Annotated in this window: 15 protein-coding genes; 10 read left to right on the top strand and 5 right to left on the bottom strand. The window is 69.8% G+C overall.

The window, feature by feature from the left end; genetic code table 11:
* Positions 1–473: 473 nt before the first annotated feature.
* Positions 474–758: a helix-turn-helix domain-containing protein gene (locus IH13_RS0100520; RefSeq protein ID WP_031080023.1), complete on the bottom strand. Its 285-nt coding sequence runs from the start codon at positions 756–758 to the stop codon at positions 474–476.
* A gap of 186 nt (positions 759–944) precedes the next feature.
* On the opposite strand from IH13_RS0100520, the gene IH13_RS43270 reads away from it, so the two are divergent.
* Both IH13_RS43270 and IH13_RS0100510 read left to right on the top strand, forming a co-directional pair.
* A complete protein-coding gene (locus IH13_RS43270) occupies positions 945–1,097 on the top strand; it encodes a hypothetical protein (RefSeq protein WP_158791006.1) in 153 nt (50 codons plus the stop codon).
* Positions 1,097–1,369: a hypothetical protein gene (locus tag IH13_RS0100510; protein ID WP_031080022.1), complete on the top strand. Its 273-nt coding sequence runs from the start codon at positions 1,097–1,099 to the stop codon at positions 1,367–1,369. Before IH13_RS43270 ends, IH13_RS0100510 begins: the two co-directional genes overlap by 1 nt.
* A 134-nt stretch (positions 1,370–1,503) precedes the next feature.
* On the opposite strand, the gene IH13_RS0100505 is transcribed toward IH13_RS0100510, so the two are convergent.
* From IH13_RS0100505 to IH13_RS0100490, 4 genes are all read right to left on the bottom strand, one after another.
* Positions 1,504–1,899, bottom strand: a complete 396-nt coding sequence (locus tag IH13_RS0100505; RefSeq protein ID WP_031080020.1) for a type II toxin-antitoxin system VapC family toxin — start codon at positions 1,897–1,899, stop codon at positions 1,504–1,506.
* Complete coding sequence (locus tag IH13_RS0100500; protein ID WP_037840620.1) at positions 1,896–2,183, bottom strand: hypothetical protein; 288 nt, start codon at positions 2,181–2,183, stop codon at positions 1,896–1,898. Before IH13_RS0100500 ends, IH13_RS0100505 begins: the two co-directional genes overlap by 4 nt.
* A 226-nt stretch (positions 2,184–2,409) precedes the next feature.
* Positions 2,410–3,063 carry a DUF6891 domain-containing protein gene (locus IH13_RS0100495; RefSeq protein ID WP_031080015.1) on the bottom strand — a complete coding sequence of 218 codons (654 nt, stop codon included), beginning with the start codon at positions 3,061–3,063 and terminating at the stop codon, positions 2,410–2,412.
* Positions 3,064–6,558, bottom strand: a complete 3,495-nt coding sequence (locus tag IH13_RS0100490; protein WP_110084952.1) for a DUF1524 domain-containing protein — start codon at positions 6,556–6,558, stop codon at positions 3,064–3,066.
* Between the two features lie 387 nt (positions 6,559–6,945).
* Between IH13_RS0100490 and IH13_RS0100485 the strand changes: the two genes are divergently transcribed.
* The 8 genes from IH13_RS0100485 to IH13_RS0100450 all read left to right on the top strand — a co-directional run.
* Positions 6,946–8,484 (top strand): phage tail sheath family protein, encoded by a 1,539-nt coding sequence (locus IH13_RS0100485; RefSeq protein ID WP_031080011.1) that lies wholly within the window; start codon positions 6,946–6,948, stop codon positions 8,482–8,484.
* Between the two features lie 156 nt (positions 8,485–8,640).
* A complete protein-coding gene (locus IH13_RS0100480) occupies positions 8,641–9,084 on the top strand; it encodes a phage tail protein (RefSeq protein ID WP_018099792.1) in 444 nt (147 codons plus the stop codon).
* Positions 9,084–9,530 carry a hypothetical protein gene (locus IH13_RS0100475; protein WP_031080008.1) on the top strand — a complete coding sequence of 149 codons (447 nt, stop codon included), beginning with the start codon at positions 9,084–9,086 and terminating at the stop codon, positions 9,528–9,530. The genes IH13_RS0100480 and IH13_RS0100475 overlap by 1 nt, the downstream gene beginning before the upstream one ends.
* Entirely contained in the window at positions 9,527–9,670 is a 144-nt protein-coding gene (locus IH13_RS43805; protein ID WP_018099790.1) for a DUF6760 family protein, read from the top strand. The genes IH13_RS0100475 and IH13_RS43805 overlap by 4 nt, the downstream gene beginning before the upstream one ends.
* A 28-nt stretch (positions 9,671–9,698) precedes the next feature.
* On the top strand, positions 9,699–11,564 hold the full coding sequence (locus tag IH13_RS36445) for a hypothetical protein (protein WP_037840619.1): 1,866 nt from the start codon (positions 9,699–9,701) through the stop codon (positions 11,562–11,564).
* An 83-nt stretch (positions 11,565–11,647) separates the two neighbouring features.
* Positions 11,648–12,085 carry a phage tail protein gene (locus IH13_RS0100460; RefSeq protein ID WP_031080006.1) on the top strand — a complete coding sequence of 146 codons (438 nt, stop codon included), beginning with the start codon at positions 11,648–11,650 and terminating at the stop codon, positions 12,083–12,085.
* Positions 12,086–12,090: 5 nt separating this feature from the next.
* Complete coding sequence (locus tag IH13_RS0100455; RefSeq protein WP_037840618.1) at positions 12,091–12,894, top strand: CIS tube protein; 804 nt, start codon at positions 12,091–12,093, stop codon at positions 12,892–12,894.
* Positions 12,891–13,488, top strand: a 598-nt coding sequence (locus tag IH13_RS0100450; RefSeq protein ID WP_031080002.1) for a contractile injection system protein, VgrG/Pvc8 family, incomplete at its 3' end; no start/stop codon positions are given. The genes IH13_RS0100455 and IH13_RS0100450, both read left to right, overlap by 4 nt.

The raw sequence follows: 13,488 nt of genomic DNA, 5'->3' as shown, positions 1-13,488 counted from the left end.
GTCGCACAGGTTCGTGGATGCAGACCGGCTGCGACGAGCCACGCCACGGCGCGTAACCACGCACGTGGCTGAGCACGCCGGGAAGCGGTCGCGTCGAGCTCCTGGAGGGCGGGGGGAACGAGGGTCGATGCCGGATGAGGGCATGCTGAAGAAGCGCAGCACGAAGCCGCGCCGGAGAGAGGGCGCATCACGATCCGTGGGCGAAGAGCGGCTGTCGAGGCCGCGGTGAGCTACAGAAGGGCGGTCAGGGTGAGGCCGCTACCGGCAGTGGGCCGACGACGAGCCGCAGCGATGGGGCGGCCCGGTGGCGTGGAGCGGCACGTGTCGAAGGGCGCGGGAGTGGTCACCGCGCGGGCGTTGGCCGTACGATCCGGGACGAATCCTCCTCACAGCTGGGAGTCGATTCACTGATCAGCGGGGTGATGACCCGCTGGTGCTCACGGCCGAGCGGTCTTGACACCGCTCGGCCGTCCTCATTCCTTCGGCGAGTCGTCGCGCTGCCTGGGTGCATCAGGGTTGTCGGCGATGATCTGTTTCACCCGGGCGAAGCTGATTCCCGCCTCGTTGGCGATCTGCCGGTAGGTCATTCCGGCGGCCTGCATCTCCAGCACCGCCTTCCGACGCTCAAGACGTACCTTCTCGCCGATCGACTTGAGTAGCTCGGTCAGTTGCCTTGCTCGTACGGCAGGGGACTTGCCTTCCGCGAGCGCATCGATCAGGTCGAGCACGCGCTGCACCTCCTTCGCCTGGTCTTCCATATCCGTCCTCTCCGCAGATGGGAGGAGGGATTGGCCGCGTCACATGTGTAGGACCCTACACTCGTGTAGAGTCCTACATAACGGCGGGCGCTGTCCCTCCGTCACAACAGAACGGCCCCGGTCGGGAGTTCGCACCTCCATGTGACCGGGGCCAGCCAGACACCTGATCTCACCGGGAGACTGACCATGCGCCATCCTTCCACCCTGGGCGCCGAGCCCACCAAGCGGCTCGACGCGGCCTGTGTCGCCCGCCTCACGATCGCCCCGACTCCGGAGCGGGTGCTGGACGCCCCCCGGCGCCTCGGCCGCCACCGCACCCTGGCGGGAGGTGCCCGGTAGTGGAGACCGCCCCGGAAAGCCGTTTCGCTCCCAAGCTCCGGCACATCGGCCTGATCCTCGACGTCGTCGACCCCGCCGGACCGATGACCGAGTCCACGCGTATTCACCTCGCCGGTGAGACGGCCCACCACGACCAGGCCGCTGTCACCGCACTCCTCGCCCTGATGCCGGCGGTACCGCCCGCGAGCACCCGCAGCGAGTACGCCCATGCTCTCCGCGCCGTCGTCGCTCGTGCCGGAGGGGGCGGGAGTGCGGGAGATCGGAGCGGCTGACACCGACTCCGGGCCGGGCTCTGCTCGGGGCCGGACCCGAGGTGGGGAGGAGCAAGATCAGCTCAGTGCGGGCGGCCGACCATGCCCGGCGGTGTGTGGCCCGAGGTGAAGGCCTCAGGGCCGCCCCAGCGCCCTCAGACTTTGACGACAGCCACCGCTGCACCACACAGCATGAGCATGTCCTCGGTGTCCGAGGTGAGGATGGTCACCGGCCCGTGCGCGCGGAGGGCGGTGGCCGCGACCATCGCGTCGATGGCGTACTTGTGACCGGCCAGCCCGCCCGCCTCCCGGAGGATATCGACGGCGTGGGCGGCTGTCTCCTTGGTCACCGGTTCGACGACGAGTCGGGAGAGCGCCCAGGACAGACGCGCCTTGTGCACCCCTCGGGGATCGGCTTCCACGAGGGTCACCGCGCTGACGATGACCCTGACGTCCCTCCTGGCAGCTACGGTCAGGAGCGAAGTCATCTCCCGGTCGGCGCGCAGGTATCGGGACAGCGCCTCGCTGTCGAGCACCCACGTACCGCTCACGCGGCAGCCTCGACGTTGCCGGTTCCCCGGTCGGTGGGGCCGAACAGTTTCTCCTCGGCTGCCTTGATGTCCTCGGGAGTCAGGGGGCCGTGGATCTCCTCATTCGAGGCGATCAACTCAGCGAGATCATCGCGTTCGATTTGGCGTTGTATGGCGGCCTCGACGTATCCGGAGATCCCACGCTTTCCGACACGGGCGCGCACGGCCTCGATGGTTCCCTCGTGGACTGACACGGAGACGGACTTGGTGGGGCCTTCACCGGGGGCATAAGGGGGAATCGTCACGAGTCGATTCTAACAAAACTTCTATGAGAAGTGTGTGGCGTCGGACTCGTCCGCTCCCGCACGCCCCCGCGACGGCCGGCCCCTCCCCCTCCTCGCCGTCGGCGGCGAGGAGGGGCGGTGCAGCAGCACGCAGCACGCGTGCCTGCTCTGCTCTCCCGGCCCCCTTGCTTCACAACGGGCATGGCGCCACGTCACTCATGAGACCGGCGAACCGGACCAATCGCAATCACGCAATGCCCCTGCCCTCCGGAAGCGCCGTGTCCTCATCCTCCGGGCACACGTAAAAGACCATCTCGGAAACCTGGGGGACCTCGATCACCAACCCCGATTCCCGGAGAGTGGCCGCGATCACGTCCGGGTCGCCGGCCCACTGAAGTGGCAGATCATCGATCAGCATGCCCTCGTCGTCGAAACAGTCCAGGTGGGCTTGGCTGTTCCAGAAGACTGCCTGGGTCGGTTCTGTCCGGCGTTCATGCACATCGCTCCACCCACTTGAGTTCGTGTAGGCGAAGTCCGGCTCCGCGAGGTATCCGATTTCCTCCAGTGCGGCGAAAGCCCTGACGAGACGGCACACGTCGGATTGTCCTGCCCGCGCCGCCATGATGTTTCCGTCGCCCTCGTCCGAGTCGAGGCCGAGTGTGACGCAAAGATCCTGTCTGGCAAAAACCACCTGAATCCGCGAGGGCATCCCGCCCGCCCACCAGAAGGGAAGGTCGCGGATCAGGCCACCCTCGTCATCGAAGTACTGGTCGAGGTCAGACGTAATAGCCATGACCGGATTGCCGTCTGCGGTCCGCGCCTCGGCGGCGATAGTCCATCCCGATGAACGGAGTCCTTGGATTCCGCGCTCCAGTCGCTCCCTGTCCGAACCGTCAATCATTTATACCAGATCCACCTTGTCGGTCTTGAAGTCCGGTCCCGTTCGCTTTTTCATGAACTCGTACTTGACGCCTTCATAGTCGGCCTGGGCGGACTTGTTGGCATCGGCTGCGATGAGCTGAAGATTCGATATTTCGGGCGTCGTGTCCACCCTTGCCTTGTCATCTGAATTGAAACCGACGGCATGCCAGTGAGCAGCGAGCGGAACGATGTGATCGACATTCCAATTGGAAGCAGATCGCATGTTCCTGCCGTTGACGTCGCCCCTCCTCTTGAACTCCTTCAGTACCTTCACAGGCACCTTGGCGTCGTCTTTGGCTGCTCCCAGCATCGTCATGTCCCGCAGTCGTTGCGCGGCCAGGGCTTTCTGGGTCCGCAGCTGCAATGGAGCCGCTCCTGCGGTCCGGGCCTCCTTGTAGGGATGGATCGCCGCTTGCACGTCATCGAAAATCGCAGGGAAATCCCGCCCGATAATGGCTATCTTGGCTCTCTTGAACCGGTTGCCCTCACCTTCATAGAGAATCTCTCTGTGCTTGTTGAACCCAGGAGGCAGTGTCGGTGCCGGAATATTGGATGTGTCGACCACGTCGGGAGACCCCGATGCTATCCATGCATCGACCCGACTCTTGATCACGTTCGCGGCGCCCGGATTCGGTGTAGCTCTCGCTTGTTCCTGTGCTTTCCATGCGCCGAACGACTCCTGAAGGCGTTGCGCGGAAGCTATGGAGGTGTTCAGTCTTTCGACCATGTCCCCGGGAGACACATTCCTGATCTTCCTGGGGGTAGGGTAGGTCTGAAGCTCCGACACCACGCGCCTGATCTTCGTCTTGAAGTCCTCTTCTTGGCTCGCCAACGTCAGGCGCAGAGTTCCTGAAGGATCACCCTTAGCTCTGATCGTGTGTGGATACCCGAACGTAACGAATTTTCGGCTTGAATTGATTCCCTTGATGATTTCAAGCACGTGGCGGCGGCTCCGTAGGTTCACCCTCCCTGGCTCCTCGTTTACTCCTGGCTTGCCGTTCCGTTTGCGGTCCGTGAGCTTTCTCCAGAGCGCCTTGCCCTTCTTCGCGATGAAGTCGACGATCTTGTCGACCGCTCGGTTCACCGGACGGGACACCGCGTGGAACACGCTCTTGACCTTGTTGGCCAGGCTGCCGATGCCCAGCAGTGAGGCCAGGAAGCCGATGAGGAGCGGCACGCTCGCCGCCAGGGCCACCTCGACCATCTTCGGGACGCCCGCCGCACCGCCGTTGGCTATCGCCACCACCGCGTCGAGCACCGCGTTGACGAAGTCCACGATCTGGGCGCCCTGGGTCACGATGAACGTGACGATGTCGATGATTCCCTTGACGGCACGGACGAAGGCGGAGGCCGGGTTGAGGAGGGAGAGGATCCAGGTGATGCCCGCGATGACGACCGTGGGGATCAGGTAGCTGGTCAGTTTCCGGAGGATCGTGCCTTTGAGGTCGCCGGCCTCGGCCTGGATCTCCTTCGCGGCACCGGCCGGTCCTTCGGCGGCGATGTTCTTCGCGACCGGGACCGAGGTCTCGACCGCCGACATCGCCTCGCCGGGGACGCCCTTGCGGGTGACGCGGGCGCGGATGTTGTCCCAGGTCAGGCCCAGGAGCGAGCCGATGATCTGGATGACGCCCTTCATGTCGAACTTCTGGGGGAGTTCGAGTCCGGCCTTGACCGCCGTGCCCAGCAGCCAGGACACCAAGCCGGTCTTGAGGTGGTCGGCGATGTTGGTGACGAAGAGGTTGAGACCCGCGCCGACAGCGCTGACCAGGTTGCCCAGGAAGCCGATGGGGTCCTTGATGATCTTGATGACCGCGCCGGCGGCCTTGGCGAGGATGCCGAGGAGGAGGTTCTTCAGTTCGTTGATCGTCTTGAGGGCGCCGACGATCGCGTCCTTCGCCTTGTCGATCAGGCCCTTGTTGGCTTCCTGGAGTTTCCTGATCTCCTCGTCGATCTTGTTCAGGGCCGCCGTGTACTTCTGGGCGAGGTCCTGGACGAGCTGTTCCGACTTCTCGTTGACGGTGGCTTCCAGGTCGTCGAACTTCCCGGCGAAGTCCTTCGCCGCGTCCTGGCCGAACTGCTTGAGGTCGGCGGGAAGTCTGTCGACCTCGGCCTTCAGGTCGGTGCGGCCCTTGGCGATGCGGGCCTTGGCCTTGCCGAGTTCGGTGCCGATGACGTCGGCGACCGAGGAGATGACCGTCTGCATCTGGGAGACGTAGAGCTTGCGGGCCTCCTGGTAGAGGTCGTCGGCCTCCTTGGGGAGGCCGGCGAACTTGTCCTTGACCCAGCGGCCCTTTCCCAGCAGACCTGAGTAGCGTCTGTCCTTGTACTTCTTCATGCGGCGCTTGTGGTCGGCGGTGAACGCGTCCCGGGCCGCCTTCTCACCGCTCGTGAACGCGGTGTCGACCTTCTTGTCGAGGCCGGAAAGTGTCGTCTCGACGTCCTTCTTCGTGGTGTCGTAGACCTTCTGGAGCTTGGCCGTGACCTCGGCGCGCTTCTTCTCGTCCTTCGACTTCGTCTCGCCCTTCCCGCCGTCGACCTGCTTGCCGGCCGAGGCGCGGGTGGCGGTGAGGGCGGACATGGCGGAGGCACCGGAGGCGGCGGCGTTCGCCTTGGCGGCGGTGAGCTGCTGGTTCTCGGCCGCCCGGCCCGCCGCCGGGGCCTTCGCGGAGTCGGCCTCGGCGGTCTTCTTCGCCGACAGCGCCTCGTCGAACTCGGGTTCGTTGCCCTTGGCGAGTTGTTCCTCGGTGACGTCGGCGTCGGCCATGGCCCGGTCGTTCTGCGCCGGACCCTCGGAGAAGTCCGTGACGGCCGCGGGCTGCCTGTCCGGGATCGCGGCGGCGGCGGAGGGGGCGCCCGGGTTGCCGGGGGGCTGGTCGGGGGTGAGCGGGGTGACCGGTTTGTCCTTGGCGGCCGACGTGTCCGGTGGGGCCTTCGTCGCCGTGTCGATGTCCTTGGCGGAGGATTCCCTGCCGTCGGTGACCTTGCCGTCGACCTCGGCCTTGACCCGGTCGGCCTTGCCGGACGTGGAGAACGTGTCGGCCTCGTCGAGGTTCTTCGGGGCCTGGGCGGCGATGGCCTGGTTCACCGCGTCGATGAACGCCTTCTTGTCGAACGCGCCGGGCTTCGCCGCGTTCATCTTCTCGGCGTTCGCCGTCTTGCCCTGGGCCTCCTTGTCGTCCGGTGGCGCGACCGCCGCGTCCTGGGACGCCTTCGACTCCGCGGCGGCCGGGGCGTGGGCGGCCATCCGGTGCTTCTTCGCCGCCACATCCGCCTTCACCGCCCGGAAACCCGGCGCCTGAGCGGGGGCCGGCCTCACCGGGGCCGTGTAGCGCTGGGCGACCAGGCGGGCCACCGCCGCGTTCCCCGCCGCCCCCTGCAACCGCTGGATGGACCGGACACCCGGAGGAGGGCCGGACGTGCGCGAAGTACCGGTGCGGGAGGGCTCGGCGGGGGTCTTGTCCGGTACCGACTTCATCCCCCGTCCCTCCCCGCTCGCCGCGTGCCACCCCGGGCCTCAGCCGTCAGGGTGGCGTCCGCGCCAAGGGCGGGGGAGGGGAGCGGAGGCCGAGAGCGGGGCACCGCCGGGTGGTGTGGACGGGACCGCCGGATTGCCTCATCGGGCAGCCCTCCGTGCGCGGCCGGGCGGCCGAGTGACCGTTCCCGGTGATCGTTGATCTGGCGAGAATTGCGGGCGTTCCCCGGTCGCCGGAGGGCCGCTCGGCGGATCGCCCGGGCAGGCCGCCCGGCGGGCCGTCGGGCTGCCGTCGGCAGCCTTCCGGCAGGCGGCCGGACGGTCCGCCGAACCGGTCGGGGAACGGGTCGGAGCAGAGCGTCAAGGAGAGAGTGTCGAGGAGAGGCTCATATGCCGTCGTACCTGTCCCCGGGCGTCTACGTCGAAGAGGTCGAGTCCGGGTCCCGGCCGATCGAAGGCGTGGGCACCTCGGTCGCCGCCTTCGTGGGCTTCGCCCAGCGGGGCCCGTTCGACGAGCCGACACTGATCACGAACTGGAGCCAGTTCGCCGGTACCTTCGGCGACTTCGTCGAGGGCACCCATCTCGCCGCGTCCGTCTACGGGTTCTTCGCCAACGGCGGGGGCATCTGCTACGTCGTCCGGGTCGACGACGGCGCCACGGAGGGCGTGGACGGTGACATCGGGGAGCTCGTCGCCGGTGCGGAGGTGCAGCTCGGGCCGTACGCGGTGAAGCCCCGGCCCGGCGTGGCCGGCGAGATCAGCGTGGAGGTGGCCGAGGTCGAGGGCGACGACCCGCCCTCCGACGTCTTCCAGCTGATCGTGAGGCGGGACGGTCAGGTCGCGGAGACCTACGCGTCCGTGACGACCAAGCGCAGCAAGGAGAACGTCGCCACCCGGGTCAACGCCAAGTCCGAGCTGATCGACATCCGGGAGACGGCCCGCGGCGCCGCCCCCGCCCGCCCCGCCGCCCAGACGGTCACGCTTGCTCCCGCGGCCCCCGCCGCCGGTGGTGCCGGAGCCCTGGCACCCGAGGTGTACGTCGGGGACGCCGACCGGCGTACGGGCCTGGGCGGGCTGGAGGCCGTGGAGGAGATCACCATGGTCGCGGTGCCCGACCTGATGAGCGCCTACCAGCGCGGGCTGCTCGACCTGGAGGCGGTGATCGCCGTACAGCAGGGGCTGATCACCCACTGCGAGCTGATGGGTGACCGGGTGGCGATCCTCGACCCGCCGCCGGGGCTCTCCCCGCAGCAGGTCAGGAGCTGGCGTACGGACCAGGCCAACTTCGACTCGCGGTACGCGACGCTCTACTACCCCTGGATCAGCGTCGCCGACCCGGCGACCAGCCGGCCCGTGCTCGTACCCCCGAGCGGTCATGTGGCCGGGATCTGGGCACGGAACGACGACACCCGCGGCGTCCACAAGGCACCGGCCAACGAGGTGGTGCGCGGGGCGGTGTCCCTGCAGACACAGCTGACCAAGGGTGAGCACGACCTGCTGAACCCGCTCGGGGTGAACTGCGTCCGGTCCTTCCCCGGGCGCGGTATCCGGGTGTGGGGGGCCAGGACCCTGGCCTCCGACCGGGAATGGCAGTACCTCAACGTGCGGAGGCTCTTCAACTACCTGGAGGAGTCGATCCTCGCCGGCACACAGTGGGTCGTCTTCGAGCCGAACGACGACGCGCTGTGGGCCCGTATCCGGCGCACGGTCTCGGCGTTCCTGGTCAACGAGTGGCGGAAGGGCTCGCTCTTCGGACTGACGCCGGAGGAGGCCTTCTACGTGAAGTGCGACCGGGAGACCAACCCGCCGGAGAGCGTCGACGTGGGCCAGGTGATCTGCGAGGTCGGTGTCGCGCCCGTCAAGCCGGCGGAGTTCGTGGTGTTCCGGCTCTCCCAGTTGACCGGCGGCACGGGCGGCATCGACGAATGAACCGCGCCCGGCGTCCGACGAGCCGCGCCCGGCTCCCGGTGAACACGTCCGGCACCCCGTGAACGATGCCCGGCACGGAACGACCGGTGCCCGCCCCGGGCGCGGTGACCGGTCGCCCTCCGTCCTCGAATCCGGCGTAAGCGTGAGGAGCCTGTTGTGCCACTTCCCGATCTCGACAGTTCCGTCGGACACTCCTTCGGTCTGGAGTTCGACAGCGTCGTCATCAAGCAGATCACCGAGGTCAGCGGTCTGAAGATGGAGCAGGACGTCATCGAGCTGAAGCAGAACACCGCCGACGGCAAGTACGCCATCAAGAAGCTGCCCGGCCGCCCCAAGGCCGGCGAGGTCACCGTCACCCGCGGCCTCACGGAGGACAACAGCTTCGAACGCTGGATCAAGGACTCCCGGTTCGGCCGCATGACGAACGCCCGGCGTAACGGCGCGGTCATCGTCTACGACTACGAAGGCCTGCCCATCAAGCGGTACAAGCTCATCAACGCCTGGCCGAAGTCCCTGGAGATCGGCACCCTCAAGGCCGGTGACACCTCGGTGCTGACGGAGAAGCTCGCCATCACGTACGAGAGCATGGAGCTCGACTGATGCGGCGGGGCATCCAGTTCCAGGCGCCCCCGGAGCGCGAGGCGGCGGAGCGGGGGGCGGCGGGGCACGCCGAGCCGTTGCGGACCGAGTTCACGTTCGAGCTGCCGCGTGGGTACGTCGACGAGTCGGGCACCGTGCACCGTTCCGGGGTGATGCGTCTCGCGACCGCCCGCGACGAGCTGGTACCGCTCCGGGACGACCGGGTGCGGGACAACTCCGCGTATCTGACGGTGGTTCTGATCTCCCGGGTCGTCACCCGGATCGGGACGGTCGACGACATCCACCCCGGTGTCATCGAGGACCTGTTCGCGTCCGATCTCGCGTTCCTCCAGGACTTCTACCGCCGGATCAACGCCGAGGGCCACACCCGCGCCGCCGTCACCTGTCCGTCCTGCCAGGAGGAGTTCGCGGTGAATCTCGCCGGCGGTCGCCTGGGGGAATCGTGACGTACGCGGCCGACCTGCTCTACGAGGAGGTCGCGTACCTCGCCTACCACTTCCACTGGCCGCTCGACGACCTGCTGGACCTGGAACACCCGGAACGCCTGAAGTTCGTCGCACAGGTCGCTCGCCTCAACGGGCAGTAGCGAGGAGTGCGGGGGAGGACGAGAGACCATGGGACTGATGTCCTGGCTGCGCGGCGGCCGTACGACGGGGGAGCCGGCCCGGGCGCCCGCCCCCGCTGACGCCCGGGGCGCGGACCGGGGCGACCGTGTCGACGTGAGCCGGATCGGGCCCCTCCAGCGGACGCTGGCCGCGCAGGAACTCGTCATCGGACCCTCGGCGTTCGAGGGCTCCCTGACGACACGTCAGGACGCCTCTCTCGGGACGCCGCTGGGGCATCTGGTCAGCCCTGACGCCCCCGCCGGGCTGGTGCGTGGTGTCGTCGGCGCGGCGCCGGGCAGCCCCGCGCCTCCGGTGCGGCGCGCCGTGGAGATGCCGCTGCGGCGGGAGTCCGCGTCCGCTCCGGTGCAGCGGGTGCACGAGGGCGGGGGGCCACCGTCCCTGACGTCCGTGGGGGGATCACCGGACGCCACCGGGGCACCGGTACGCCGGTTGCTGGCGGAGCAGCCTCCCGTACGGACGGTTGAGGAGACCCCCGCGCCGGAGCCGGACGGCCCGACCGCTCCGGATGCCGTGCAGCGTGCGGTGGAGCCTGCTCGGGCACCGCGGCGTGCACCGGGCCTGGGCGCGCCGCTGCCGGGCCTGCCGCCGACGGCCCAGCGCACGGTGGCGGCCTCGACGGCGGAGGAACCGGCGCCGGGCCGGACGCCCGGTCCGGAGCCGTCCGTCACCGCGCCGTCCGGTCCGCCGGCGGCGGACCGGCGGGAGGCGGACGCCGAGGAGCCGGGCGGGGCCGCGGAGGTCTTCTCGCCGACGGGTCCCGAGCTGCCTGAGGCGGCGGATCCGGTCGCACCGCTCCTCGGGGACGCCCCGCCGGTCGGGTCGGTGGCGGGGCACGGGGACGGGCCCGGCGCGGCCCGGGGGGACAGGGCGGCCGGGGGAGAAGGCGGAGGCGGCGCGGACGGGGGTGCGGGTGTCCCCGTCCAGCGGTCCGTCCGGCCGTCCGCCCAGCGGCCGGTCCGGCCGTCCGTCCTGCCGCCCGCCCTGTCGTTCCCGGTCCCGCGGGCAGCGGAGGGGCCCACGGTCCCGCTGCTCGGCGAACGGGGGCTGTCCCTCCAGAACGCCGCCGTCCCCGACGCCCCTGGGGCCGCCGTCCAGCGCTCGTCCGGGAGCGCTGCCGGGCCCTCCGGGTCCGACCGGGCGGCGGCGGGGCCCTCGTCCCCGGCCGGAGGCGCGGCGGCGTGGTCGCCGCAGCCGCCCCCGCCCGACGCCGTACCGCTGCGCTGGACCACCGGGGCGTCCGGGCCGGCGGCCGGTGGCGTGGGTGTGCCGGTCCAACGGGCGGTGTCCGTGCCGGGCGGCGGCGGTCGCGTACCGGGGGCGCCGCACCCGCAGCCGCGTACGGGCCTGCCGGCTTCCCACGGTCTCGCCGGCCCCGGCGGGCCCGGGGTGCAGCGGCAGACCGGGCCCCCCGTACCCCGGTCGGGGGCGGGGCCGGGCCCCGCCCCCGGGGCCTCAGGGACCTCCCCGGGGGCGTTCCCCACGGCGGGTACCGCCGCCGTGGCGGCCGGGGTGGCCCAGCGCGCGGCAGACGGCAGCGTCGTCTTCTCCGGGGCGCCCACAGGCGGTACGTCCCGGCCGGTCGTCCAGCGCGACGCGGAGATCACGGAGGCGCCTCCGCCCCCGCCCGCTCCACCCGACCCCCCTGCCGACCCGCCCGCCCCACCCGGTCCCGACCCCGGGCCCGCCTCCACGCCCGGCCCGGACGCCGAGGGAGCCACCGAGGCCGGGGCGGGTACGCCCGCCGTGACGGACGAGCTGGTGCGGGCGCTGTACACGCCGCTCAGCCGGCTCCTCAAGGCCGACCTCCGGCTGGAGCGGGAGCGGGCGGGCTTCCTCATCCACACCCGCCACTGAAACACCCGCCACTGACCGAATCCCCCGGCCGGAGGGGCCGGGCGTACCGACCGCAGCGCCGCACCGACCGAGAGGCATGTGCCATGGCCACCCCACCGGACAGCGATCCCGCCGTCAGCGTCTGCTTCGTCGTGACGATCGACGACATCGAGCTCGGATCGTTCAACACGTGTGACGGCCTGGGCTGCGAGGTCGTCCTGGAGACGCGTGAGGAGGGCGGTAACAACGGGCACCTCTGGCAGCTCCCGACCCGGCTGAAGTACTCCAACGTCAAGCTCTCCCGCCCGCTCACCCGGGAGACGGAGAAGGTCGCGCGCTGGTTCGCCACGATGACGACCGGGTTCAGCCGGAAGACCGCGCACATCGAGGCGCGTACCGGCGACGGCCGGAAGGTCGCCCAGTGGGGGCTGCTGGAGGTGGTGCCCGTGCGCTGGACGGGGCCGTCGTTCACGCCCGAGTCGCCCAAGGTCGCGATGGAGACGATCGAGATCGCCCACCACGGCTATGTGATGGAGGGCTGAGCGAGGTGACGAGCGCGGGACCCATCGCCTTCAGTGCCGCCGGTACGTCCGGGGTGGCGTCCGCCGGGAAGAGCGGCTCGGCCCGGCCCAAACTGGAGCACGCGTACCTGGAGCTGCGTACACCGCCGACCGGCGGCGGACTGACGCCGGGCGGACCGTGCGGGCGGATCGACTTCCAGTTCAACCCCAAGGAGCTCAGCCTGACCAAGGCCGCGTCCTGGAAACGGACCCCGGCCAAGGGCGCGAAGAGCTCGGGGCCCCCCGAGTACCAGGGGTCGCAGCCCAGCAAGCTCACCGTCGAGATGTTCTTCGACGCGGGCGAGACCCAGGACACCCGTGTGGTCACCTCGGTGGAGCAGTTGTTCGCCTGCTGTGTGCCGACGAACGAGACGCGGCAGCAGCAGCGGTCCTCCCCGCCCTGGGTGGTGTTCCACTGGGGCGGACTCACCGGCTTCCCCGGTTACGTCAGCCAGGTCGCCGCCAAGTACACCCTGTTCACCACCTCAGGGGTGCCCATCCGGGCCGTCTGCCAGGTCACGATGGAGGAGATCAGCGGGGAGACACCGGGGCAGAACCCGACGTCCGGCGCCCTGGCCGCCCGCCGGGTGCACCGGGTGGCGTCGGGGGACTCCCTGCCGTCGCTGGCCCACCGGGAGTACGGAGACGCCGGCGCCTGGCGGGTCATCGCCGAGGCGAACGGCATCGACGACCCCTTGCGGCTCGCACCCGGGACGCAGCTCCTGCTGCCGGCCCTCGACGAACTGAACCGGCTGTCCGACGACGCCGGCCCGGGGAGGCCGGTCCGATGACGGGAGCGGGCGTCGCCAGCGCGCTGGTGGTGGAGTTCGGGGGCACACCACTGCCGCCGAAGTTCGTGAACACCCTGGTCGAGGGGTACGTCGACGACAGCCGCACGCTCCCCGACCTCTTCCTGCTGCGCTTCCGGGACCCCGACCGGGTCCTGCTGGCACAGGCCGGTCTGAAGATCGGCACCGAGGCCCGGCTGCTGGCCCGCGCGGGCGGGGACACCGCGCCGAAACCGCTGCTGGAGGGCGTGGTCACCGCCCTGGAGGTGGAGCTCGACGAGACGGGCACCTTCACCGTCGTACGGGGGCTCGACGCGTCCCACCGGCTGCTGCGGGGGCGTCGGGTCGCGAGCTACCAGAACATGACGCTCGCCGACATCTGCGGCCAGGTCGCCCAGCGCGCCGGACTGAAACCGGGGACGGTGGACGTCGCCGGGCCGGTGATCGAGCACATGGCCCAGCCCAACGTCACCGACTGGGAGTTCGTACGCGGACTCGCCGAGGAGGCCGGTGCGCAGGCGTACGTACGCGACGGGCAGCTGCACGTCACCCGGCCCGCCGAGGCGAGCGGCGCACCCGACGGATCGGCCCCTGCCC

The organism is Streptomyces sp. NRRL WC-3549 (assembly GCF_000721935.1).
Taxonomy (GTDB): domain Bacteria; phylum Actinomycetota; class Actinomycetes; order Streptomycetales; family Streptomycetaceae; genus Streptomyces.
Note: the sequence above shows the minus strand (reverse complement) of the source record. Positions and strands in the feature narration are given on the sequence as shown.

Coding starts and splice junctions, on each gene's coding strand:
- IH13_RS0100520 (WP_031080023.1), bottom strand. CDS start 758: ATGGAAGACCAGGCGAAGGAGGTGCAGCGCGTGCTCGACCTGATCGAT.
- IH13_RS43270 (WP_158791006.1), top strand. CDS start 945: ATGCGCCATCCTTCCACCCTGGGCGCCGAGCCCACCAAGCGGCTCGAC.
- IH13_RS0100495 (WP_031080015.1), bottom strand. CDS start 3,063: ATGATTGACGGTTCGGACAGGGAGCGACTGGAGCGCGGAATCCAAGGA.
- IH13_RS0100490 (WP_110084952.1), bottom strand. CDS start 6,558: ATGAAGTCGGTACCGGACAAGACCCCCGCCGAGCCCTCCCGCACCGGT.
- IH13_RS0100485 (WP_031080011.1), top strand. CDS start 6,946: ATGCCGTCGTACCTGTCCCCGGGCGTCTACGTCGAAGAGGTCGAGTCC.
- IH13_RS0100475 (WP_031080008.1), top strand. CDS start 9,084: ATGCGGCGGGGCATCCAGTTCCAGGCGCCCCCGGAGCGCGAGGCGGCG.
- IH13_RS36445 (WP_037840619.1), top strand. CDS start 9,699: ATGGGACTGATGTCCTGGCTGCGCGGCGGCCGTACGACGGGGGAGCCG.
- IH13_RS0100460 (WP_031080006.1), top strand. CDS start 11,648: ATGGCCACCCCACCGGACAGCGATCCCGCCGTCAGCGTCTGCTTCGTC.